A 23097-nucleotide genomic window follows, 5' to 3' on the forward strand; every position below is an offset into this window, starting at 1 on the left:
CACCAACTCGTTCCCCTCGGTCGGCGGGACGACTTCTTCCTCATCACTGTTGAAGCGACGCCGAGGATCGTGTTGGCCTCAGCCCCCATCCACTGGCGTGGAATCGAACCTCCAGCTCCGAGTGCCGGGACGGCGGCGATCAGCCATCTGTTGGCGAGGATCGGAGAGGAGTGCTCGAAGTTGCTCGTGGCCTTTCATGAGAACGCCGCAATTCGTCCCGATGAGTAGCCAAACCGATCGTCGACCTCCCCACCGGCTGTACCCGCGGCCATGACCCCGACGAGGTGTCGGGCCAGGCCCAGTCATTGGTCACCTTTAGGTCAAGTGTAGGGGGGATTCGGCCACTTAGCCTCACAAGATGGCAGGAGTGATCAAAAATGATCGAATAGCCGGAAGTATGTTCGCATGGCTGCGTACAGAGCTTTCTTTGGGCATGTGGATGAGTGTCTTCCGGGCGTCCATTTTGAATCCCGACAAGCTGTCAAGGATGCCAAGCTTCACAAAGAGCGCGAGGCGGGTATCTCCTGGGGGCTTGATGCTGACGGGGAGAGGGCTGCCGATGCGATCGTGCTAAATCAAGGCTATGAAGACGACCTCGATAAGTGGGATGAGGTCATTTACACGGGTGCTGGTGGTCGGGATCGCAACACTGGTCGGCAGATAGAGGATCAGACTTGGGAGAACCGTGGCAACGCGGGTCTCCGGAGAAGTCGGCTGCTGGCCAACCCTATACGGGTCATACGGGGCAGTGAAGGTGATCGAGATTATTCGCCTGTGAGCGGATACCGGTATGACGGCCTCTACCAGATTGTCGAGGATTGGGCTGAAGTCGGTAAGGCCGGCTTTCGGATCTGCCGGTTTAGGCTGCGTCGCCTCCCAGCTGAAACGCAGGAGCTTACGCCCGTTGAGCAGCAGGTCCGAGACATCCTCGACCGGCAGGACCAAGGTGCAGCAGATGAGAACAGTGCTGACGTGTCTTCGGCGCCTGCTCAGCGGCGGACGACTACGGTCGAACGTATCGTCCGCGACACGGCTGTTGTCCGCCGGGTTAAGCGATGGCACGAGTACACGTGTCAGATCTGTGGTCTAGTGCTGACAGTTGGGGCTGAGGGTAAGAGCTATGCCGAAGGGGCGCACATACAAGCGCTTGGCGGCTCGGCGGGGGGTCCCGATGTCGAGGGGAACGTGTTGTGTCTGTGCCCCAACTGCCATGTTCGACTTGACCGTGGTGCCCTTTATCTGACCGATGAGTTCCGTGTTGTGGATCGCTATGCAGAAGGTCTGACCTCGCGATCGGTTCCGTTGAGGACGGTGGACCAGCATCGCATTGGAAAGCGATTCCTTCGAGCACACCGGCGCTTCTGGCATATAAGCGATCTGGATCGCTAACCTGCAGCAATTGCCGAGTAGGTCCATACATCAGCAGGAATCTCATGACGGAGCTTCCAGGTAATGCCCATGGGCTTGCTGCCCTTGTGTTCGATGTACTCGGCCGGACCAAGAAGCATCCACGGCTGGGGCCCGCCGATGTCCGTCTTCTTGTAGCGGCGGACGAAGAGTAGGACGTGAGTGCCCTTCTCTTCGTGGGTCTGGTAGCGGATGCCGGTGGGGGATGTCTCGGAGGTCTGGTTCTGCGATTCCCAGTGGAACAGGGACTCGTTCAGGGCGTAGTCCTTGTAGCGGGTCTCTGGCGAGAAGTCCTTCTCGTCCTTTTCGAGGGTGATGAGTAGTGCGTCAGTCTGGATGTTTTCGCACCACTTCACACCTTCGCGGAAGTGTCCCGGCATGAAGCCACCCACGTAGGACTGCCCCAGGGCAGGGAGGATCTCTTCACGACTGTACGAGGCGTGCACTGTCAGCGGCAGGCTTGCATGCCTGCCGAGCAGGGGGACGGGTACGTGGTCGGCCTGGTCCAGGGCGTGAGCGAAGACCTGGCGGAGCTCGTCGCGGAAGGCGTGCTGAGGGCGAAGGGTGTTGAAGCCGTCCTGGTAGCTGTTGAAGTCGCCGCCCAACGGCCACAGAGAGAAGAAGAACATGCGGGCATACGCCTGTTCCTGCTCGCTGAGGTCGTCGTACGTGGGGGCGTCGTCAGCGAGGAGCTTGCTGTATACGGCGACTCGGAGCGGGTCATCGACGTGAAGGAACGCCGATACGCGCTTCAGCAGCGACGTTTCACCCTCCGGCCCGGTCTCAGGGAGGAGCTTGGCCCGGCGGAGCAGACCCGTCCATGAGTTCCCGTTGCCCCGGTAGAGCTCCTTGAGCTCGCGACCGCTCTCCTTCAGGTAGTCGGCGAGCTGAGGTTCGGCGTACCTGGCGACCTCGCGTGCAAGCTGGGTGACGTTGACGCTGATCTGGCTGCGGATGTTGTCAATGATCAGATCCTTGGCCTTCGACTCAAGGATGATCTGGCAGCCAGACGGCAGCTGCGGAAAGTCGTGCTCGATGTTGGCGAGCAGGCGATTGCGAGTGAGGTTGGTCAGCGCGCGGAACTGCTCCTCGAAGCGGAACTCCTTGCGGTGCTGACCGATGAAGTCCAGGACAGTGAGGACGGCCTTGTCCTCGGTACGACGCAGGCCTCGTCCCAGCTGCTGGAGGAACACCGTGGCGCTGGAAGTAGGGCGCAAGAGGAGCAGGGTGTCGACGTCAGGGACATCGAGACCCTCGTTGAACAGGTCGACAGAGAAGATGACCTGGAGCGCGCCTGCCTTGAGCTGATCCAGGGCGTCCTTGCGCTCATGGCGTGAGGTCTCGCCGGACAGGGCGACCGCATGCAGGCCGGCTCGTCGGAAGAAGTCGGCCATGAAGACGGCGTGGGCGACTGATACACAGAAGCCCAGCGCGCGCATCGAGCCCGGGTCGGCAACCTTGTCCTTCACGGCCTGCACGACGAGCCTGGCTCGTGCGTCATTGCCAGTGAAGAGATTGCTGAGGGCCGTGGCGTCGTACGACCCCCGCTTCCAGGTGATGGCGCTCATGTCGGTGTTGTCGGTGACGCCGAAGTAGTGGAATGGGCTGAGTAGATCGTTCTCCAGGGCTTCCCAGAGGCGCATCTCTGCTGCGATCCGGCCTTCAAAGAACTCGTCCTGGATGTTCAGCCCATCCATGCGTTCCGGGGTAGCGGTGAGTCCCAGCAGTTCCTTGGGGTCGAAGTGATCCAAGATCCGCCGGTACGTGGGGGACGTGCCGTGATGGAACTCGTCGATCACGATGACGTCAAAGTGGTCTGGAGCGAAGCGGTCCAACACACTTGAGTTGAGCGACTGGACGCTGGCGAACACATGCGTCCAGCTATCAGGGATCTCCCCACCGACGAAGAGCTCGCCGAAGTTCGCGTCAGTCAGCACGTTCTGGTAGACGCGCAGAGACTGCTCCAGAATCTCCTTGCGATGGGCTACGAAGAGCAGACGCGGGTCACGGCCCAGCGTCCGCCGAAGCCGCTTGAAGTCCAGAGCTGCCATCACGGTCTTGCCTGTGCCGGTCGCGGCAACGAGGAGGTTGTGGTGCCGACCGTGAACGGTGCGCTCCACTTCGAGGCGTTCCAACATGTCGCGTTGGTGCGGATAGGGGCGCACCTCAAGTCCGGAGAGCGTGATGGTGGTGCCACCGTTTCGGCCGGATCCGCCAGCTTGAGACAGCGCATCGTCCAGTCGTTGCGCGTCGCTGTCGGGGTCGTACGGCTCGAAGGAGCGCTCACTCCAATACGCGTCGAATGTTGCCTCGAACTTGCGGAGGACGGATGGCGTGGCGACCGACGACAGCCGAACGTTCCATTCGAGCCCGTCAAGAAGGGCGGCCTTGGACAGGTTCGAGCTGCCCACGTACGCCGTATCGAAGCCGCTCTCGCGACGGAAGAGCCAGGCCTTGGCATGAAGGCGCGTAGAGCGGAGCTCGTAGTTGACCTTCACCTCGGCGCCGAACTCGCGTACCAGACGATCCAGTGCGCGACGCTCCGTGGCTCCGATGTAGGTCGTTGTCAACACACGGATGGGTACGCCGCGATCGCGTGCGGAGGAGAGCGACTGCTCAAGGACTCGGAGTCCGTGCCACTTCACGAAGGCACAGAGGAGATCTACGCGGTCCGCCGTGGCCAACTCAGCGCGGAGCTCAAAGCCCAGGCTCGGATCATCAGGCGAGTTGGTGATCAGTGCCGTCTCGGAGAGGGGTGTTGCCGGGCGAATTGCGTAGACGCCAGGAGCTTCTTGCTCTGCGACTGCGAGCAATTGTCGGGGGCCCTCGATGACGAGATCGACCCACTCGGTCGCACCTTCGATGGTGTTGAGCGAATCCAGGATGTGGTTGGCGGCGACCACCTGCTCCGCAGGTGAGAGGCCCTGAAGGACCCGTCGCACGGCGCCCGCGATGTGGCGTGACAGCACGTGAGGTGCAGATTCAGCGCCGACTATTTCATCGATGGAGTGCCAGCCCGTGGAGTCGAGTTGCTTCATACGCTCTTCGAGACGGTGGGTGATCAGCGTCTCGTAGAGCCCAGCAACCGGAGCTGCTTCGCCTGCAAAGTCGTTGGGCATCGCCGAGTCCCCCTCATCTCGTCAGCTATGCGTGCAGTTCTATCAAGCGGGACTGACAAAGCCGCTCTCGCATGAGCCCGCCCGTGTTGGGGGAGGGTCTTCGGAAGGGTGTCGTGATCAACTCAAGGCAAATTCCATCTGCGTCCGCTTCGTCGCAGTGCGCTGCAACCGCCGATGGCTGCACTCCACGCCCTGCTGCCGAAACCCGTACGAAGCGCCTCAAGTAGAGTCACAACATCGCCCTCGCAGCGCAGAGATCGAGTGTCCACTCCGCTGGGGGAGCTTCACCGGGTGGAAACACCGCACTTGAAGGAATCGCCACACATGAGCGACAACCGCACCATCACCAACCCTGCCGGGCTGCACGACCCCACCCCGTTCGGTTACAGCCATGCCGCTTCCGCACCCGGCGAGCTGGTGTTCATCGGTGGGCAGTACGCCTCCGACGACACCGGCCAAGTCGTGCCCGGTGACTTTGCCGCGCAGGTCGAGCGGTCCTTCGGCAACCTGCGCATCGCGCTCGCCGGTGTCGGTCTCGGCGTCGAACATGTCGTACGGCTCGGCACGTACATCGTCGACCATGACCTGGAGAAGCTGGAGATCCTCGGCAGGGCGCTGCACGGCGCCTGGGGCGACCGGCTGCCCGCCCAGACGCTCAGCGGGGTTGCTTCGCTCGCGCTGCCCGGGATGCTCTTCGAGATCGACGCGGTCGCGGTCCGTCCGGCCGAGGGACGCGAAAGCTAGGAGCGTGGGTCGGTAACGGGCAACTGCCTGGCCGGGCCCGGCCCACGGCTTGCGGGCCAGGCGTTCCTTGAGCTGCCCGCACGCGTGTCTCACGCTTTGCGGCTGCTCAGCGGAGCGAAGCCTGAGCAGGTCCTACGGAGTTGATGGTTTCGAACTCCTCACGACTTCGCCGATTTCGGATGGCCAAGCGGGCCTGTATCGGGCAACGAAGTCGGCGAAGTCCTCGCACAGATACTTCGGATCAGACGGCTTGAGCCGTATCTGCTGGTGGCCCTTGTGCACCCACCAGATCTCGAAGTCGGTCACAGTCCCCTCGGCAGGCCAGTCCTCGATTCGTGTACGAGGCAGAAGCACGACGTCGACGAACCCTTCGACGCCGAGGCCGATGTCCACGAAGATGCCGATCGTTCCGGGCCTGGGCACCCGGACGACTGTGCCCGTGACGACCTGACCGAAGCGCAACTCACCTTGAATTCGCTCCCACTCCGCCTCCGTCACCACTCACGCATCCTCGCACGAGCACCGGCCTGGACAGGAGGGCCCGGTGCGAGCTTCAGTTCGTGCCGGGCTCAACGTCTGAATTCGCCAACAGTGTGAGTGTCTGCCGGGGCTGCTGGGGGAGTGGATGGTGTGTCATCCGGGGTGGTTCGCCGCGGTCAGGGGGCCGGGTGGTAGGCGTGCAGGATGGTTTGTTCCGCGGTGCCGCCGTCGGTGTCGCGTGGCGCGGCCTTCAGGGAGACGAAGGGGCCGGGCCCTGCGGGTGGGCTGGTGGTGACGCGGTGGCTCGCGGTGCCGTCCGAGGTGACCGGTGTCCTGCTATGCCGTGCCGTCGTCGAAGGAGACCTGGTCCGCCGTACTCCGTGCGTAACCCAGCCCCGGCCGCCCGCTCAGCAGGAGTTCCTCTCCCGTCGGGACGAAACCCGCGCGGGTCAGGACCGTTTGGGAGGCCGGGTTGTCGTGTGTGGTGGCGGCCCGCAGTGTGGTCAGGCCGTACTCCTCGGCCGCCAGGGTGCAGAGGCGGCGGACGGTGGCCGTGGCCAGGCCCCGGCCGGTGGCCTTCTCGGCTACGCGGTAGCCGAGTTCGGCGGAGCCGTTCGCCGCGTCGACCAGGTTGAAGCGGCCCAGGATCACGCCCTGGTCGTCCACCAGGACATGGAAGTGACAGATGCCCGCGGCCTGTTCGGCGAGCAGGGCGGCGAGGCGGGCGTCGAAGTTCGTGAAGTAGTCGTCGCCGCGGTCCGGGACCGATGCGGCGAAGAACGTGCGGTTCTCCTGCTCGAACGCGAGCAGGGCCGGGACGTGATCGGGATGGAGACGCTGGAGGTCGGGCATGGCTGCACCATACGGATCGGCGGCATGGCGTGGCCATCAGGATTCCGCGGACACCACCCCCGTCGTCGTGCCGTGACGGTCGCGGCCCGATGTGTCACGTTCACGCACGAGGGCATGGGTGGCCGTGCAGTACGGGAACGGCCCCGGTTGCGCCGGGACCGCCCCTTCGTACGGTCGTTCAGTCCGCCCCGTGGCACTCCCGGTACGCCCGTCCCGATCCGCACCAGCAGGGCGCGCTGCGGGCCGGGGGCCAGGGGACCGCTCGGCCGCGGGCGGCGAGGGTGGTGGCGTACTGGGGGAGGAGATCCGGGTCGGCCGGGGACGTGGCTTCCGAGGCGGCGAAGGCCTCGTACGACGGGACCGTGCCCGTCACGATGCCGAGGTTCGGGGTGCCGGCCTGGTGGAGGTCCCGGAGTGCGGCTTCCAGGCGGGCCAGGTGGTCGGCGTGGGAGGGGTACTCGCCGCGCAGGACCGGGTACGCGTTGAGGAGTTCGTCGAGCTCGGTGGCCGGCCAGTGCAGCACCGCCACCGGGAACGGGCGGGACAGCGCGGTGCGGTACGTGCCCAGTTCGGCGCGGAGGCGGGTGATCTCGGCCCGGAGCTCGCCCGGGTCCGAGGAGCCGAGTGCCCACAGGCGCTTCGGGTCGTGCAGCTCGTCCAGCGTGACGGAGGCCGTGTGGACGGTGTCGGCCAGCTCGTCCCAGACATCGTGCTCGACGCCCATCAGCCTTCGCACCCGGTGGCGGCCGATCAGCAGTGACTGCGTGGCGTACGGGACCTCCTCGCCCGGCGTGAGGAGGAGCGTCAGCGCGGTCGTGAAGCAGTCGTGGGCCGCGTCCAGCTCGTCGTGCGATTCGAGGGTCTCGGCCGCGATCTCCCAGGCCGCCGGGTCGAGCGGGCCCGCGGCACGGATGCCGTCGATGATCGCGCGGGCCTCGGCCTCGTGGCCGTACTCCCACAGGTTGGCCGCGTTCAGGGCCTTGACCAGGTGCGGGTGGTCGAGGTCGGGGGAGCCGAGCAGTTCGTCGTAGAGAGTGGTGGCGCGGGCGCGGTCACCGGCGAGCTCCAGATGGGCCGCGGCCTGGAGGAGCAGCGGCTCGCGGTCCTCGGGGTACTGCGCCGCGGTGCGCAGCAGGCGCTCGGCTTCGGTGATGTGGTCAGCAGGCGTGTCGGGGCGCATGAACCACACCGTACTGCTGTACGGCATCTGGACGGAGGGTTGTTCCGGCCCTGGAGAGTTACGGCACATGGCCCTATCGTGCGGGCCGTGCGGGAGCGGATACCGGTCGTGGTGCAGGGAAACTCGCGAGGGCGCCGGGTCGCCGCGCGCGGGTTGTGGACGGGCGCCGAGGTGATGGTGACCCTGGGTTTCGTCCTGTTGTTGCTCGTTGTTCATCAGCTGTGGTGGACCAACCGGCAGGCCCGCGCCGACGCCCAGCACAAGGTGCAGGCGCTTGAGAGGGAGTGGGGAGAGCCACGGGGGCAGGCACAGGAGGAGCCGCGACAGCCACAGGGGCCGGAGGGCGGTACGGGGAGCAGTGGCGAGTCCGGACGTGGGGCTTCCGGCGGGGGTTCGTCCGGGGGGCGCACCGCACCCCGCGCCCCGCTGGGACCAGGCGTACGCCGTCATCCGTATCCCGCGGCTCGGGCTCGCGGCCCCCGTCGCCCAGGGCATCAGCAAACGCGGCGTCCTCGACAAGGGGTACGTCGGGCACTACCCGCGCACCGCACAGCCCGGCCAGGCCGGGAACTTCGCGCTCGCCGGGCACCGCAACACGCACGGCGAACCCTTCCGGTACATCAACCGGCTGCGGCGCGGGGACCGGATCGATGTGGAGACCCGGGACGCCGTCTACACGTACACCGTCGACCGGACGCTCGGGCAGACCAGCGCCGGTGACAGCGGTGTCATCGCGGCCGTCCCGCGCAGCAATGTGAACCCGCACGCCGGGTACGGCACGGCCGGTTCGTATGTGACGCTCACTACGTGCACGCCCGAATTCACCTCCCGTTACCGGCTTGTCGTATGGGGGAAGCTCACGGGGGTCCGGGGGCGGTAGCGGTGTCGCACTAAGGTTTTCTGACGTGCTCAGACGACGTCCGCAGTTGTTGTGGTTGCTGGTCCCCTACGTGCTGTACCTGGGGTTGCTGCCGTTCGTGAACCGGGTCCGTCCCGTGGTTCTCGGACTGCCGTTCCTCTTCGTATGGCTGCTCGGGGCGACCTTGCTGACACCCGTCGCCGTATGGCTGACTCGACGGGGGGACCGCCGGTGAACGCCGCAGTCGCGACCTCCGTCTTCGGGGTCTTCATGGTCGTCACCGTCGCCCTCGGGCTGCTCGCGATGCGCGGGCGGCGGAATGGGAGCGGCGAGGGCGGCGGGCTCGCGGAGTGGTCCGTGGGCGGGCGCAGCCTCGGGACCGTGTTCATCTGGGTGCTGATGGCCGGCGAGGGCTACACCAGCTTCAGCTACCTGGGCGCCGCGGGATGGGGCTACAACTACGGGGCGCCCGTGCTCTACGTGGTGGCGTACATGTCCTGCGGTTACGCCCTCGGCTATGTCGTCGGGCCGACGCTCTGGGCGTACGCACGCAAGCACGGACTCGTCGGGATCACCGACATGGTGGCGCACCGCTTCGGACGGCCCTGGCTCGGTGCGCTGGTCGCCGTCCTCGCGACCGTCTTCCTGCTGCCGTACATCCAGCTCCAGATCACCGGCATGGGCGTGGTCGTATCGACGATCTCCTACGGTGCCATCAGCCTGAACTGGGCCTACTTCATAGCCTTCGCCGTCACCACCGGCTTCGTCGTGGTGAGCGGGCTGCGCGGCAGCGCGTGGGTGTCCGTCCTCAAGGACATCCTCGTGATCGCCACGCTCGGCTTCCTCGCCCTCTACGTACCGATCCACTACTTCGACGGCTACGGGCCCTTCCTCGACCGGCTCGTCACCGAGAAGAGCCAGTGGCTGACCTTCCCCGGGCACGGGGACAGCGGGCTCGGGCAGGCCTGGTTCATCACCACCTCGTTCCTCAACTCCCTCACCGTGGTGATCTTCCCGACGACCGTCGCCGGCTACCTCGGCGCCAGGAACGCCGACGTACTGCGGCGCAACGCGATGTGGCTGCCCGCCTACAACGTGCTGCTCTTCGTGCCCATGCTGCTCGGCATGGCCGCTCTCTTCGTCGTGCCGGGGCTCGTCGGCGCCGAGTCCAACCTGGCGCTCTTCAAGCTGGTCGTGGACTCGCTGCCGGCCTGGGCGGTCGGCGTCATCGGTGTGGCGGCGGCTCTGTCGTCGATCGTGCCGATGGCCGTCTTCATGCTGGTCATCGGAACGATGTGGGGGCGCAGTGTGCTCTCGCTCGTGCCACGGTGGGAGCGGCGGCAGAAGGGCGCCGCGCAGACCGTCGTGGTGGCCGCGGGGGTGATCGCGCTCGTGCTCACGTACACCGCGCCGAACACCCTCGTACGACTCTCCCTCATCTCGTACGAGGGGATGGCACAGCTGCTCCCCATGGTGCTGCTGGGGCTGATGTGGCGGCGGCTGACCCTGCTCGGGGCGATGAGCGGGCTGGTCGTCGGCGTGGGCATGGTGTGCGGGTTCGTGTTCACGGAGAACGATCCGGTGTGGGGGGTGAACGCGGGCATCGTGGCGCTCGGCGCCAACCTCGCCGTCGCGCTCGCCGTGACGTACGCGGGCCCGCGCGAGCACGACGACCGGCCGGACAGCGAGGTGCTCGCGCGGGACGGGATCGGGTCCCCGGAGGACGGCGTGGAGCTCAGCGGCGTTCCCGCGGCGCGGACATCCCCGGCGCCTGCTGGAGCAGCGTCGGCAGACAGCTGAACAGGTCGATCAGTGACAGACCGGTGAACAGCCCGCCGGCCGACGATTCGAGATGCGGCCGGGCGACGGACTCGATCCGGACCCTGCCGGTCCGGTCAGCCGCGCCCTGCTCGCGCCGCACCGACTGCCGCGGCCGCTGGAGACCGATCGCGCCCAGCGCGGACAGGTGTGCCGGACCCATCGTGTATAACGGCTGGAGAGCCGAACGCACACCTGCGCGAAAGGCGTGGCTGAGTGAGCCCGGCCGTCAGGCCGCGAAGGGGAAGAAGGGAGGGGCCGATGAGTGGTGACGTGAACCGTCTGCGCGGTGGCCTCGCCCGGCTGCTCCGCCCCCTGGGACTGCTGCTCTTCCTCGTCACCGAAGTCGTCCTCGCCGAAGGCGGCAGCCTCTCCGCCGCCGTCGCGCTCGCCGCCACGGCGGCCGCCGGCTCCGCGCTCGTCGCCGCCTCGGTCATCAGCGCCCGCTGCGCCGTCCCCATGCCCCGCACCCGGGTCCGTACGGCCATCCGCGACCGGGAGAAACGCACCGCGTTCCTGCCGCAGCGAGACCCGGACGCCAAGGGGCGCAGGCGCCCCCGAGCCCCCGGCCGTGCCCTCCCGACGGCCGCGTAGGGGCTCGCACCACCCGTAGGCACCCCTCGCGGTTCGTCATGCCGAGTTCGCTCTTCCTCCCGGCACGACGAGACCCCCGGAGGGCTCACCCATGTCCGTCTTCATGTCCGCATTCGCCGCCCTGGTCGGCGCGCTGGCCGATGTGCTGCACCCGCTCTTCCAGGGCGCGTCCGCCGCCGCCGCGATCGTGCTGTTCACAGCGCTCGTGCGGCTCGCCGTGCACCCGTTGTCGCGGGCCGCCGCGCGCGGGCAGAAGGCCCGCACCAGGCTCCAGCCGCAGATCGCCGAGCTGCGCAAGAAACACGGCAAGAACCCCGAGCGCATGCAGAAGGCGCTCATGGAACTGCACAAGGCGGAGAACGTCTCGCCGCTCTCCGGCTGCCTGCCGAGCCTTCTGCAGATGCCCGCCTTCTTCCTCCTCTACCACCTCTTCTCCAGCCGGACGATCGACGGCCACCCCAACGAGCTGCTCGGCCACCAGCTCTTCGAAGCCCCGCTCGGCGAGCGCTGGCAGGACGCGCTCGCGCACGGCGGGCTGTTCGGGGCGCAGGGCATGGTCTACCTCGGCCTGTTCGCGATCGTCGCCGTCGTGGCCACCTTCAACTTCCGGCGTACGAAGCAGCAGATGGCCGCCAACCCCGTCACCCCGGCCACCGGGCCCGACGGACAGCCGGTCCCGGGCATGGGCGCGATGACGAAGCTGATGCCCCTGATGTCCTTCGCCACCCTGTTCACCGTGTCCGTCGTACCGCTCGCCGCCGCGCTGTACGTCGTCACGAGCACCACCTGGACCGCGATCGAGCGGGCCGTCCTCTACCGCGACATGCCGGCCGCCGGCACCGCCATGGCCACCGCGGCGTGAGTCGGGACGGCCAGTGCGCCGGTCCAGTGTGTGAACAGGGTCTTGCGGAGTGATCGGATGTCTTGGACGATCGGACAAGCCTGCGATGGCCGACACCCATCCGACGGGCCCGATCTCGACCAAGGGGAGAAAGACCGTTGAAGCTGCTTCGTGTGGGTACGGCAGGCGCGGAACGACCGGCACTGCTGGACGAGGACGGAACCCTGCGTGACCTGTCGGGAATCGTCACCGACATCGACAACGCGCTGCTCGCCGACGAGTCCGCGCTCGCCCGGGTACGGGCCGCCGCGGCCGCGCCCGGCGAACTGCCCGAGCTCGACGCCGAGGGGCTGCGGGTCGGGCCGCCGCTCGCCCGGATCGGCAAGATCGTGTGCATCGGGCTGAACTACCACGACCACGCCGCAGAGACCGGTGCGGAGATTCCCGCCGAGCCGATCCTGTTCTTCAAGGCGCCGGACACCGTCGTCGGGCCCGACGACACGGTGCTGGTGCCGCGCGGCAGCGTCAAGACCGACTGGGAGGTGGAGCTCGCGGTCGTCATCGGGCGCACCGCTCGCTACCTGGAGTCCGCCGAGGAGGGGCTCGCGCATGTCGCCGGATACGCGACGGCGCACGATGTCTCCGAGCGCGAGTTCCAGATCGAGCGCGGCGGCACCTGGGACAAGGGCAAGAACTGCGAGACGTTCAACCCGCTGGGGCCGTGGCTGGTGACGGCGGACGAGATCGCCGACCCGCAGGCGCTGTCGCTGAAGCTCTGGGTCAACGGTGAGCTGAAGCAGGACGGCACGACAGCCGACCAGATCTTTTCTGTGGGTGAGGTGGTCCGATACCTCAGCCACTTCATGACCCTGTACCCGGGCGATGTGATCAACACCGGGACGCCGGCGGGGGTCGCTCTGGGGCACCCCGAGCCCAAGCCGTATCTGAGGGCGGGGGATGTCGTGGAGCTGGAGGTCGCGGGGCTGGGGCGGCAGCGGCAGGAGCTGAAGGACGCGTAGCGGTGGTGTCGGGGGCGGGGTGGTTCGCCGGGGCGTCCGGGTGACCGCTCTGTCCTCGGCCGCCGACCGGGTCTTGAGGTGACCGGCCATAAAGGTCGGAGGGGTGGGGTGCTGTGCAAGCAGCGCCCCACCCCTCCTTGCCGTCACGCGCCGATCGTCGTCGCGAACTGTTCCAGTGCCTCGACCACCAGGGCGTGGTCCTCCGCCTGGGGCAGGCCCGAGACCGTCACCGAGCCGATGACGCCCGCGCCCTCGACCGCGATCGGGAACGAACCGCCGTGCGCGGCGTACATGTCCGGGTCCAGGCGCGAGGACTCGTCGAAGGTCGTCCCCTTCGACCGGAACCGGGATCCGACCAGGTACGAGCTCTCGCCGTACCGTTCCACGACCTTGCGCTTGCGGTCGATCCAGGCGTCGTTGTCCGCGCTCGATCCCGGCAGTGCGGCATGGAACAACTGCTGTGCGCCGCGGCGGATGTCGATCGCGACCGGGGCGTGCCTTTCCCGGGCCATCGAGACGAGCAGGCCGCCGAGCGCGTACGCATCGTCGTAGCTGAAATGCGGCAGCGTCAGTCGGCGTTCCTGAGCGATGAGCTCGGAGATGGTCGGAGCGGTGGGGTTCATACGTTCTGCTCCTCGGTATCGGTATCGGTTTCGGTATCGGCGGAGGTGGACGGGGTGACGGCGGGCAGGGGCACGGTGACGCCCTCGCGGGCCGAGCGGCGCGCGGCCTCCAGTACGTCCAGGGCAGCGGCGGCCTGGAGGGCGGTCACTGGATTGTCACCCTTTCCGCGCAGTGCGTCGGTGACCGCCGCGTAGTACGCGGGGTAGTCGCCCGGCAGCGTACGGACCGGGGCGCCGCCGCCCGTCAGCGGGGACTCGCCCGAGCCGATCCGGCCCCACAGTTCCTCGGGCTCCTCGCCCCACGACCGGTTCGCCGTCGGACGCGCGCCCGCGCGCAGGTCGGCCTCCTGCGGGTCGAGGCCGTACTTCACATAGCCGGCGGTCGAACCGAGCACCCGGAAGCGCGGGCCGAGCTGGGCCGTGGTGGCGCTGACGTACAGATGCGAGCGGACCCCGTTCGCATGGGTGATCGCGAGAAACGTGTCGTCGTCGGCGGCGGCACCGGGGCGGCGTACATCGGACTCCGCGTACACCTGTACCGCCGGTCCGAACAGGACGAGCGCCTGGTCGACGACATGGCTGCCCAGGTCGTACAGCAGCCCGCCGATCTCCTGGGGGTCGCCCGACTCGCGCCAGCCGCCCTTCGGCTGCGGTCGCCACCGCTCGAAACGGGACTCGAAGCGCTGTACGTCCCCCAGCTCACCGTCCGCGACCAGGCGGGCGAGAGTGAGGAAGTCATTGTCCCAGCGGCGGTTCTGGAAGACCGAGAGCAGCACCCCGCGCTCCTCGGCGAGGGCCGCGAGCTCCCGCGCCTCGGCGGCCGTACCGGCGATCGGCTTGTCCACGACGACCGGCAGACCGGCCTGGATCGCGGCGGTCGCGATCGGGACGTGGGTCCTGTTCGGCGACGCGATCACGATCAGATCGAGTTCGTCCGCGCGCCCCCACAGCTCCTCCGGCGACGCGGCGAACCGTACGCCGGGGAACTCGGCGCGCGCCTGCGCCTGCCGCTCCTCGTTCGAGGTGACGACCGTGTCGAGGACGAGGCCCTCGGTCGCGGCGATCAGCGGGGCGTGGAAGACGGAGCCCGCCAGGCCGTAGCCGACGAGTGCGACGCGCAGGGGGGTCTCGGACAGCCCGGGCGTCTCGTGAGTCGCGTTGCCAGTCATGCCCGCCACTTAAGCAACGCTGTTGCCAAAGTGCAAGCGACAGGGACAATGGAGCTGTGAACAGGAGTAATAGCGGCGCGAACCTGCCGACGCTGCGCAGCCACAATGCGGCGCTGGTGCTGGATCTGCTGCGGGTGGCGGGCCAGCGCGGCATCAGCAGGCTCGAACTCGCCGAGCGTACGGGGCTCACGCCGCAGGCCGTCAGCAAGATCACCGCCCGGCTGCGCGCCGAGGGCCTGGCGACCGACGCGGGCCACCGGGCCTCCACCGGGGGCAAGCCGCGCACCGTGCTGCGGCTGGTGCCGGACGCCGGGTACGCGGTCGGCATGCACCTGGACCGCGACGAGCTGACGGTGGTGCTCGTCGACCTGGCCGGCGCGGTTGCCGCCGGCCGTACCGCTCCGCTGGACTTCGGCGCCCCGGCGGACGAGGTGGTCGCGGCGGCGGCGTGCGCGGTCGCGGCGGTACGGGACGGGGGCGCGCAGCCCGTGGACCTGCCGGTGCTCGGGGTCGGTGTGGCGGTGCCGGGGCCGCTCGACCACCGGGGCGGGGTGCTGCACCGCGTCACCGGGTTCCCGCAGTGGGACGGGTATCCGTTGCGGGACGCGCTCGCCGCGCGGACCGGGCTGCCCGTCGTCGTCGACAAGGACACCAACGCCGCGGCCCTGGGCCTCGCCCTGCGTGCGGCAGGTGCGGGTGACTTCGCGTATCTGCACCTCGGGACCGGGCTCGGCGCCGGGGCTGGTCCTGGGGCGGGGGGCTGCACCGCGGGGCCCGTACCGGGGCCGGTGAGTTCGGGCACCAGACCGTGCAGCTGGACGGGCCGGTGTGCAGCTGCGGGGGGCGCGGCTGCATCGAGGCGCTCTGTCTCGCCGCCGTCGCCCGCGGTGATGTCGCGGAGGCCGCACGAGTACTGGGTACCGGCGCCGCCAACCTCGTCGGGCTGCTCGACGTCGACCGGGTGATGCTGGGTGGCCGTACCGTCGCCGCCGACCCCGATGCGTACGTGCGAGGCGTCCGTGCCGTGATCGACGAGCGCGCCCGGCTGGGCGGCATCGACGCGCCCGTGCCGGTCACCGCCGCCGGGGGAGGGGACCGGCCGGTCGCGGAGGGGGCCGCGCAGCTGGTCCTGGCCCCGCTGTTCGGGCGGGTCGGGGGTGCGGACGTCGGAGATACGGACGGAGGTGCGGCCCTGGTCCCGTGACCGTTCGGCGGCCGAGCGCGGCGGGTTCGGCTCCGGTCCCGTGACCGCCGGCGGCCGAGGGCGGAAGCGTGGACGCGGGGCGCCTGAGCCGATCGAGCGGTTGCGGGCCGCCGGCCGGGCGGCCCTCCGGCATGTCGGTGCCGGTCGCCTCGCGCGCGCGTGGCAGCGTCGCGGCCCAGAACCGGTGAACTCCGGCGCACGGGGCGAGCCGACCGTCTCGCGAGCAGCGAAGGGTGCCCCCCCATCGCCCCCCACACCGCCCCCGTCCGGACCGCCCCTGTCCGGCGGACCTTCCGCCTCCGCCCCTGCATCCATTCCCGCGGCCGGTCCTGCATCCATCCCGCTGTCCTCCGCCGCCTCCATCCCCGTATTCACCGCCTCCGCGCGTCCTCCCTCGCCCCCGCACCCGCTCCCCGGGCGGACGCGGCACGGGCTCGCGCTCGGGCTGGCGGCGGCGGCGAGCGTGGTTCCCGCCGTCCTCGGTGGCGCATCCGCCTCCGCCGCATCTTCGGCCACCCCGGTCTCGAAGCCGGACTTCGCCACCGCCGACCAGCAGCCCACCTGCGGTGATCCCGAGGCGCACGACTTCCCGATCAGCACCCGTATCCACGGTGGTCCGGACACCTACGCATCCGGCGGCGGCTACGGAACCTGGTTCCTGGACCTCACCAACACCACCACCGAGTCGTGCCGGGCCATCCATCCTGTGCTGGTCCTCACCGACGAGGACCGGAAGCTGACCTCCGAACAGATCCAGCTGGAGTTCTCCGAGCCGAGCCGTCCCGATGTGGAGCACCGCGTCACCTGGGAGACCACCGACCAGGACGAACACATCGGCGTCTTCGGCGGTGACGGCGCCGACTCCTTCGAGGGCTTCACCATTCCCGCGGGCCGTACCGTCACCGTCGAGATCCGGATGGCGTTTACCTCGGACACCAGACCGGGCCGGATGACCGCCAATGCCGCGATCGTCCAGCGGCAGCCCGCAGCGAGCGGCGGGACCGGGAAGGACGACGGGGCCTGGGTCGGCGAGTCCGGCGAATACCCCTTTGCCGTCGTCGACAACAGCGGCGGGACGGGAGAGATCGACAGGACCGGGGAGGTCGGCGGGACGGGGGAGGTCGGCAGGGCTGGCGAGGTCGGCGGGACCGGGCAGGTCGGCGGGACGGGAGAGGTCGGCAGGGCTGGCGAGGTCGGCAGGACATGAGAGATCGGTGGGACCGGGAAGGCCGCCGACACTCCCCGCGACACCCTGCCCGACAAAGCCACGCCCAGCGCCACCGCCGTCACCGGCACCGGTGACGCTCCGCGGCCGCTCGCACCCGGCCGGACCCCTGCCGACAGCGGCCTCCCCGAGCTGGCCGCAACCGGTCCGGCCGCCCTTCCGCACCCCGGCATCACCGTTGCCGGGTTCCTGATCGGCGGCGGGGCCATGGTGGTCTGGTCCCGCCGCCTGCGCCGCCCCTGAACCGCCCCTTCCGCACCCGTCGTCAGGCCCGTCCGCGCCCGGGCTTTCACGGGTGTTCATGTCCGTCTGCCACCATCGGGCCGTGGACTACCCGTACGACCAGACACCTGGCGCACCCATCCGCTCCGGCATCCCGGAGCACGGCCGTATCCCCAAGTACTACGCGGTCAAGGCTCGTGTGTCCCTCCTCATAGAGGAGTTGGGCGAGGGCGGCATGCTGCCCACCGAACGCGATCTGGCCGAGCGCTACGAAGTCTCGCGCGAGACGGTGCGCCAGGCGCTGCGCGAACTCCTGCTGGAGGGGCGGCTCGCCCGCCAGGGGCGCGGCACCGTCGTCGCGGGCCCCAAGCTGGAGCAGCCGCTCTCGCTGGCGAGCTATACGGAGGGCGTACGCCGCCAGGGCCGCACCCCCGGCCGTCACCTCATCGGTCTGGAGCGGTTCCCCTGCCCCGAGGCGCTGGCCGCCGACATCGGGGTGGGGCGCGGCGAACCGGTCTGGCACCTGGAGCGGGTGCTGCTCGCCGACGACGACCGGGTCGGCCTGGAGAGCACGTACGTCTCCGTCGCCCGCGTACCGGATCTCGACACGGGATTCGACCCCGACTCGTCCTTCTACGCCTACCTCCGCGACCGGCTCGGGATCTCCTTCGGTGATGCGGACGAGCGGATCGAGACCGTGCTCGCGACGCCGCGCGAGGCGCTGCTCATCGGTACGCCGCCCGCACTGCCCATGCTGCTGATCCACCGGATCTCGCGCGATACGGGCGGGAAGCCGCTGGAGCGCGTACGGACCCTCTTCCGCGGGGACAGGTTCTCCTTCACCGCACACCTGGGCGCGCAGGGCGGACGCTGAACGGCGCCAAACGGCACCAAACAGCCCCGGACACGGCAGCCACCGATCGACTCCTCATGATAACGAGAAGGTAACGGGTCTGGTCCAAGCTTGGGGCCCAGTTCACCCTCCCGTTGCCGTACCGATCCGTACGGGTCACCAGCCCCGAGGAGCGTAGCCGTCGTGAGAGTCATCGTCGTAGGAGCCGGCGTGGTGGGAACCATGCACGCCTGGCACGCAGTGAACCGCGGCCACGAGGTCGTACAGATCGAGCGCGAGAGCGAGGCGCGCGGGGCATCGCTCCGCAATTTCGGACAGATATGGGTCAGCGGCCGGGCCGGTGGCGAGGAACTGGAGACCGCGCTTCGCGCCCGTGAGCTGTGGGAGGGCATCGGGGCCCGGGTCCCCGGCCTCGGCTTCCGGCCCTGCGGCTCGCTCACCCCGCTCCGCACCGAGCTGGAGACCGCCGTCGCGGAGGCGGCCGTCGCCCGCCCCGACGCGGCGGCCCGCGGCTACAAGCTGCTCACCGCCGACGAGGCCCGCGCGGTCAACCCCGCGCTGCGCGGCGACTTCACCGCCGCCCTGTGGTGCGAGCGGGATGCGGCGGTCGAGCCGCGCACCGCCCAACTGGCACTGAAGCAGGAGCTGGTGAAGTCCGGGCGGTATACGTACCTCGGCGGGCGTGAGGTCCGCGAGGTGATGGGTACCGCCTCCGTCCGCGACGACCACGGCGATGTGCACACCGGTGACGCAGTGATCCTGGCCACCGGAGCCTGGCTCGGCGGACTCGTCCGCGAACTGGCCGGCCCCGATCTGCCGGTGCGTCGCGTACGCCTCCAGATGATGCAGACCGACCCGCTCGGCGAGCCGCTCACCACCTCCGTCGCCGACGCCGACAGTTTCCGTTACTACCCGGCGTACCGGAGCGAGGCGCTGGACACCCTCAACGCCCGGCAGGCACAGGCGCCGACCGCCGCCGAGCACCGGATGCAGCTCCTGATGGTGCAGCGCCGCGACGGCGGACTGACCATCGGCGACACCCACGAGTACGAGCACCCCTTCTCCTTCGACACCGTCGAGGAGCCGTACGAGCACCTCACCGGGGTCGTCGAATCCTTCCTCGGCCGCCCGCTGCCGAGGATCCGCCACCGCTGGGCCGGGGTCTACGCCCAGTGCACCGACACCGGCCGGGTCGTCCACCGCCAGCAGGTGCGGGACGGCGTCTGGCTGGTCACCGGACCGGGCGGGCGCGGCATGACCTGCTCGCCCGCAATCGCCGAAACGACCGCCAACGAACTGGGCTGGTGAAGAAGTTGACCTCGCAGAACCCCCTCGACCTGATCGTGCTCGACATGGCCGGCACCACCGTCGCCGACGGCGGCCTCGTCGAGCAGGCCTTCTCCGCCGCGGCCCAGCGCCTCGGCGTGGAGCCCGGCTCCGCCGACCACGCCGGAAAGCTCGACTACGTACGCGCCACCATGGGCGAGTCCAAGATCTCCGTCTTCCGCCACCTCTTCGGTGACGAGGACCGGGCCCAGCAGGCCAACACCACCTTCGAGGAGGCATACGGGGAACTGGTCCACGGCGGCCTCATCGCCCCGGTCCCCGGCGCCCGCGAGGCGATCGAGGAGCTGAAGGCAGCCGGCCGCACGGTGGTCCTCACCACCGGGTTCGCGCGCGTCACCCAGGACGCGATCCTCGCCGCACTCGGCTGGCAGGACCTGGCCGACCTGACCCTCTGCCCCGCCGACGCGGGCGGGCGCGGGCGTCCCCACCCGGACATGGTCCTCGCCGCTTTCCTGCGCACCGGCGCGGTGGACGGCGTCCAGCAGACCGTGGTCGCCGGGGACACCTCGTACGACATGCTCAGCGGCATACGCTCCGGGGCCGGGATCGTTGCGGGCGTGCTGACCGGCGCACACGACAAGGACCAGCTGACCCGCAACGGGGCCACGCACGTGCTGCGTTCGGTCGCGGAGCTGCCGGACCTCGTCGCTCGGGCGGAAGCATGACCGGCGGGGCCACCGGCGGGATCCGTTTCGATCAGGTCAGCGTCGCCTACGGCGGGAACACCGTCCTCGACCGGCTCGATCTGACCGTCGAACCCGGCGAGGTCATGGCGCTGCTCGGGCCCTCCGGGTCCGGCAAGACCACCGCCCTGCGCGCCGTCGCCGGATTCGTGCAGCCCGCCTCGGGCCGGGTGTACCTCGGCGACCGGGATGTCACCGGGCTGCCGCCGCACAAGCGCGGCATCGGCATGGTCGTCCAGCAATACGCACTCTTCCCGCACATGCGGGTCCAGGACAACGTCGCCTTCGGACTCAAGGCCCGCAAGGCGGCGAAGGCACAAATCCCCGAGCGGGTCACCGAGGCCCTCGAACTCGTCGGCATGGCCGCCTACGCCGAGCGCTACCCGCGCGAACTCTCCGGCGGCCAGCAACAGCGCGTCGCCATCGCCCGCGCGCTCGCCATCCGCCCCGGCGTGCTCCTGCTCGACGAACCGCTCTCCGCGCTCGACGCCCAGCTGCGCTCCGGAATGCTCGCCGAACTGGCGCGACTGCACCGGGAGTTGCCGGACATCTCCATCCTGTACGTCACCCACGACCAGGTCGAGGCGCTCACCCTCGCCGACCGGATCGCGGTCATGGACAAGGCGCGGCTGCAGGATTGCGGCACCCCGCAGGAGCTGTACCGCCGCCCGCGTACGGAGTTCACCGCGTCGTTCGTCGGCAACGCGAATCTGCTGCCGGTCACCGTCGCCGACGGCGCCGACACCGTCGACTTCGCGGGGCGCGCGCTCGACGTACCGACCGGCGAAGCGGCCGGCGGTGCCACCGCCACCCTGTGCGTCCGGCCCCATCTGGTCGGGCTCGGCGACGGGCCCAACGCACTGAGCGGCACGATCGCCGAGGTGCAGTGGCGAGGCTCCACCCACCGGCTGTACGTCGACGTCGACGGGCACCGGGTCAAGGCGGACCTCCGCGAGCTGCGCGAGACACCGGCGCTCGGTGACACGGTGACGCTGCACTTTGCCGCGGAGGATGCGGTGCTGCTGCCCGCGGGCACGGCACCGGGAACCGGGGGAGGAGCGCATGCCTAGCGCGCTGACCGCGGACGTCCGCCCGGGACCGTCCGGCAGCCGGTCCGTCAAGCGCCGCACGGGCTCGATCGCCGACCCGCGCAAGCCGGTCGAGGCCCCGGACCGGGGTGCGGGCGACCGCCGGATCCCCCGCTTCGTCTGGGCGCTGCCGCCCGTCGCCGTCCTCGCACTCGTCTTCCTCTACCCGCTGGCCCTCGTCGTTCAGCAGTCCGTCAGCCCGGACGAGGGCGGCACCTCACTCGCCCCGTACGGTGACGTGTTCGCCTCCGAGTCGTTCCGCTCCGCGCTGACGACCACCGTGTGGCTGGCGGTCGGTTCGACGGTCGGATGTCTGGTGCTGGGCTTCGTCCTGGCCATGGTCATCGCGTTCGTGCCGTTCCCCGGCGGCAGGGCGGTCGCCAAGTTCATCGACGTCTTCCTCTCCTTCCCGTCGTTCCTGATCACGCTCGCCCTGCTGTTCATCTACGGCAATGCCGGCATGGCCAACGGCCTGTGGACGGACGTCACCGGGGCACCGAACGGGCCCTTCGACTTCCTCACCACCCCGTGGGGCGTGCTGCTCGCCGAGGTCACGTACTTCACCCCCTTCGTGATGCGCCCGCTGCTCGCCGCGTTCTCGCAGCTCGACACCGCGCAACTGGAGGTGGCGTCCTCGCTGGGCGCCAGGCCGGCCCGGATCGTGCGGCAGGTGATCCTCCCCGAAGCGCTCCCCGCGCTCGCCGCGGGCGGCAGCCTCGTCCTCGTGATGTGTCTCAACGAGTTCGGCATCGTGCTGTTCACCGGCGCGAAAGGAGTCACGACCCTGCCGATGCTCGTCTACAGCAAGGCGATCCTGGAGTCCGACTACCCGGCCGCCTGTGTCGTCGCCGTCGTCAACATCGCGATCTCCGTGGGTCTCTACAGCCTGTATCGGATGGTGAGCCGCCGTGTTGGTGCATAGCCGTACGGGGAAGTGGGCCGCCTGGGCCGTGTTCTTCGTGCTCTTCGTCCCGCTGTTCGCGGTGCCGCTGCTGGTCATCCTCGCCGCGTCGTTCACCACCAACTGGTCCGGCGCCTTCCCCTCGGGCCCGACCACCGAGCACTACGCGGCCGCGACCGGCGGCGACTCCCTCCAGGCCCTGACCACCAGCCTGATCACCGCCGTCAGCGCCAGTCTGCTCGCCCTCACCGTCGGCTCCTGGGCCGCGCTCGCCGCCGCCTCGCTGCGCAGGCGCGGCAGGAGGTTCCTCGACGCGCTGTTCATGCTGCCGGTCGCCGTGCCGTCGGTCGTCGTCGGCCTCGCCGTGCTCGTCGCGTTCAGCAAGCCGCCGATGCTGCTGAACGGGACGCGCTGGATCGTGATCCTGGCGCACACGATTCTTGTCACGGCGTTCGCCTATTCGTCGGTTTCGTCGGCAATAGTGCGTCTCGACCCGATGTACGAACAGGCCGCGGCCAGTCTCGGCGCCCGACCCTCGTACGTCCTGTGGCGCATCAAGCTGCCGCTCCTGCTGCCGGCCCTCACGGCGGCCGCAGGGCTCTGCTTCGCGCTGTCCATGGGTGAGCTGAGCGCCACGATGATGCTCTACCCGCCGGACTGGACACCGCTCCCGGTGCAGATCTTCGCGGCCACCGACCGTGGCTCGCTGTTCACCGGAGCGGCCGTCGCCGTGGTCCTGATGGGAACGACGCTGCTCGTGCTGCTCGGCGTCGCCCGAATCCGCACCAGGGCCTCGTACCGCTGATCCGTCGATCCGTGGATCGGCCGACACCCCCGTACCGACTCCGGCCGGCTTCCGGCCGACATCC

General features: G+C 69.2%; 21 protein-coding genes and 2 pseudogenes. 16 read left to right on the top strand and 7 right to left on the bottom strand.

Annotation, left to right across the window (positions count from 1 at the left end):
* Positions 1 to 405: 405 nt before the first annotated feature.
* On the top strand, positions 406 to 1389 hold the full coding sequence (locus GA0115254_RS41020; RefSeq protein ID WP_093900336.1) for a YDG/SRA domain-containing protein: 984 nt from the start codon (positions 406 to 408) through the stop codon (positions 1387 to 1389).
* Here the strand turns inward: GA0115254_RS41020 and GA0115254_RS41025 are convergent.
* Positions 1386 to 4526 (bottom strand): DEAD/DEAH box helicase, encoded by a 3141-nt coding sequence (locus GA0115254_RS41025; RefSeq protein ID WP_093900337.1) that lies wholly within the window; start codon positions 4524 to 4526, stop codon positions 1386 to 1388. The genes GA0115254_RS41020 and GA0115254_RS41025 overlap by 4 nt on opposite strands.
* 324 nt (positions 4527 to 4850) lie before the next feature.
* Here GA0115254_RS41025 and GA0115254_RS41030 point away from each other — a divergent pair, with 324 nt between their 5' ends.
* Positions 4851 to 5270 (top strand): RidA family protein, encoded by a 420-nt coding sequence (locus GA0115254_RS41030; RefSeq protein ID WP_093900338.1) that lies wholly within the window; start codon positions 4851 to 4853, stop codon positions 5268 to 5270.
* A 132-nt stretch (positions 5271 to 5402) separates the two neighbouring features.
* Here GA0115254_RS41030 and GA0115254_RS41035 read toward each other — a convergent pair whose 3' ends face one another.
* The 3 genes from GA0115254_RS41035 to GA0115254_RS41045 form a co-directional block, all read right to left on the bottom strand.
* A complete protein-coding gene (locus GA0115254_RS41035; RefSeq protein ID WP_093900339.1) occupies positions 5403 to 5771 on the bottom strand; it encodes a S1 RNA-binding domain-containing protein in 369 nt (122 codons plus the stop codon).
* A gap of 315 nt (positions 5772 to 6086) precedes the next feature.
* Positions 6087 to 6602, bottom strand: coding sequence for a GNAT family N-acetyltransferase (locus GA0115254_RS41040; RefSeq protein WP_093900340.1), 516 nt, complete (start codon positions 6600 to 6602; stop codon positions 6087 to 6089).
* Between the two features lie 178 nt (positions 6603 to 6780).
* On the bottom strand, positions 6781 to 7782 hold the full coding sequence (locus tag GA0115254_RS41045) for an SEC-C domain-containing protein (protein ID WP_093900435.1): 1002 nt from the start codon (positions 7780 to 7782) through the stop codon (positions 6781 to 6783).
* Positions 7783 to 7956: 174 nt separating this feature from the next.
* On the opposite strand from GA0115254_RS41045, the pseudogene GA0115254_RS41050 reads away from it, so the two are divergent.
* From GA0115254_RS41050 to GA0115254_RS41060, 3 genes and pseudogenes are all read left to right on the top strand, one after another.
* A pseudogene (locus GA0115254_RS41050) lies at positions 7957 to 8662 on the top strand (class E sortase).
* Between the two features lie 55 nt (positions 8663 to 8717).
* Complete coding sequence (locus tag GA0115254_RS41055) at positions 8718 to 8876, top strand: DUF3311 domain-containing protein (protein WP_093900436.1); 159 nt, start codon at positions 8718 to 8720, stop codon at positions 8874 to 8876.
* Entirely contained in the window at positions 8873 to 10441 is a 1569-nt protein-coding gene (locus GA0115254_RS41060; protein ID WP_256103076.1) for a sodium:solute symporter family protein, read from the top strand. The genes GA0115254_RS41055 and GA0115254_RS41060 overlap by 4 nt, the downstream gene beginning before the upstream one ends.
* Here GA0115254_RS41060 and GA0115254_RS43655 read toward each other — a convergent pair.
* Positions 10377 to 10622, bottom strand: a complete 246-nt coding sequence (locus tag GA0115254_RS43655; RefSeq protein WP_176740495.1) for a hypothetical protein — start codon at positions 10620 to 10622, stop codon at positions 10377 to 10379. The genes GA0115254_RS41060 and GA0115254_RS43655 overlap by 65 nt on opposite strands.
* A gap of 98 nt (positions 10623 to 10720) precedes the next feature.
* On the opposite strand from GA0115254_RS43655, the gene GA0115254_RS41065 reads away from it, so the two are divergent.
* The 3 genes from GA0115254_RS41065 to GA0115254_RS41075 all read left to right on the top strand — a co-directional run bounded on the left by GA0115254_RS41065 (position 10721) and on the right by GA0115254_RS41075 (position 12913).
* Positions 10721 to 11053: a DUF6412 domain-containing protein gene (locus GA0115254_RS41065; RefSeq protein ID WP_093900342.1), complete on the top strand. Its 333-nt coding sequence runs from the start codon at positions 10721 to 10723 to the stop codon at positions 11051 to 11053.
* A 91-nt stretch (positions 11054 to 11144) separates the two neighbouring features.
* Positions 11145 to 11915 (top strand): YidC/Oxa1 family membrane protein insertase, encoded by a 771-nt coding sequence (locus GA0115254_RS41070; protein ID WP_093900343.1) that lies wholly within the window; start codon positions 11145 to 11147, stop codon positions 11913 to 11915.
* Positions 11916 to 12052: 137 nt separating this feature from the next.
* Entirely contained in the window at positions 12053 to 12913 is an 861-nt protein-coding gene (locus GA0115254_RS41075) for a fumarylacetoacetate hydrolase family protein (RefSeq protein WP_093900344.1), read from the top strand.
* Between the two features lie 143 nt (positions 12914 to 13056).
* Here GA0115254_RS41075 and GA0115254_RS41080 read toward each other — a convergent pair whose 3' ends face one another.
* Together GA0115254_RS41080 and GA0115254_RS41085 are read right to left on the bottom strand one after the other, a co-directional pair.
* On the bottom strand, positions 13057 to 13536 hold the full coding sequence (locus GA0115254_RS41080; RefSeq protein WP_093900345.1) for a heme-degrading domain-containing protein: 480 nt from the start codon (positions 13534 to 13536) through the stop codon (positions 13057 to 13059).
* On the bottom strand, positions 13533 to 14705 hold the full coding sequence (locus tag GA0115254_RS41085; RefSeq protein WP_093900346.1) for a Gfo/Idh/MocA family oxidoreductase: 1173 nt from the start codon (positions 14703 to 14705) through the stop codon (positions 13533 to 13535). Before GA0115254_RS41085 ends, GA0115254_RS41080 begins: the two co-directional genes overlap by 4 nt.
* Before the next feature lie 56 nt (positions 14706 to 14761).
* Between GA0115254_RS41085 and GA0115254_RS41090 the strand changes: the two are divergent.
* The 8 genes and pseudogenes from GA0115254_RS41090 to GA0115254_RS41125 all read left to right on the top strand — a co-directional run bounded on the left by GA0115254_RS41090 (position 14762) and on the right by GA0115254_RS41125 (position 23033).
* Positions 14762 to 15909 (top strand): annotated as a pseudogene (locus GA0115254_RS41090) (ROK family protein).
* A gap of 463 nt (positions 15910 to 16372) precedes the next feature.
* Positions 16373 to 17116, top strand: a complete 744-nt coding sequence (locus GA0115254_RS45355) for a hypothetical protein (RefSeq protein ID WP_218105625.1) — start codon at positions 16373 to 16375, stop codon at positions 17114 to 17116.
* A gap of 343 nt (positions 17117 to 17459) precedes the next feature.
* Entirely contained in the window at positions 17460 to 18230 is a 771-nt protein-coding gene (locus GA0115254_RS41100) for a GntR family transcriptional regulator (RefSeq protein ID WP_093900437.1), read from the top strand.
* Positions 18231 to 18392: 162 nt separating this feature from the next.
* On the top strand, positions 18393 to 19517 hold the full coding sequence (locus GA0115254_RS41105) for a TIGR03364 family FAD-dependent oxidoreductase (RefSeq protein ID WP_093900347.1): 1125 nt from the start codon (positions 18393 to 18395) through the stop codon (positions 19515 to 19517).
* A complete protein-coding gene (locus GA0115254_RS41110) occupies positions 19514 to 20221 on the top strand; it encodes a phosphonatase-like hydrolase (RefSeq protein WP_256103077.1) in 708 nt (235 codons plus the stop codon). The genes GA0115254_RS41105 and GA0115254_RS41110 overlap by 4 nt, the downstream gene beginning before the upstream one ends.
* Complete coding sequence (locus GA0115254_RS41115) at positions 20218 to 21309, top strand: ABC transporter ATP-binding protein (protein ID WP_093900348.1); 1092 nt, start codon at positions 20218 to 20220, stop codon at positions 21307 to 21309. Before GA0115254_RS41110 ends, GA0115254_RS41115 begins: the two co-directional genes overlap by 4 nt.
* Positions 21302 to 22249: a 2-aminoethylphosphonate ABC transporter permease subunit gene (locus tag GA0115254_RS41120; protein WP_093900349.1), complete on the top strand. Its 948-nt coding sequence runs from the start codon at positions 21302 to 21304 to the stop codon at positions 22247 to 22249. The genes GA0115254_RS41115 and GA0115254_RS41120 overlap by 8 nt, the downstream gene beginning before the upstream one ends.
* Entirely contained in the window at positions 22236 to 23033 is a 798-nt protein-coding gene (locus tag GA0115254_RS41125; RefSeq protein WP_093900350.1) for an ABC transporter permease, read from the top strand. The genes GA0115254_RS41120 and GA0115254_RS41125 overlap by 14 nt, the downstream gene beginning before the upstream one ends.
* Positions 23034 to 23097 lie beyond the last annotated feature (64 nt).

Origin of the sequence: Streptomyces sp. Ncost-T10-10d (assembly GCF_900091955.1) — a bacterium.
GTDB lineage: Bacteria > Actinomycetota > Actinomycetes > Streptomycetales > Streptomycetaceae > Streptomyces.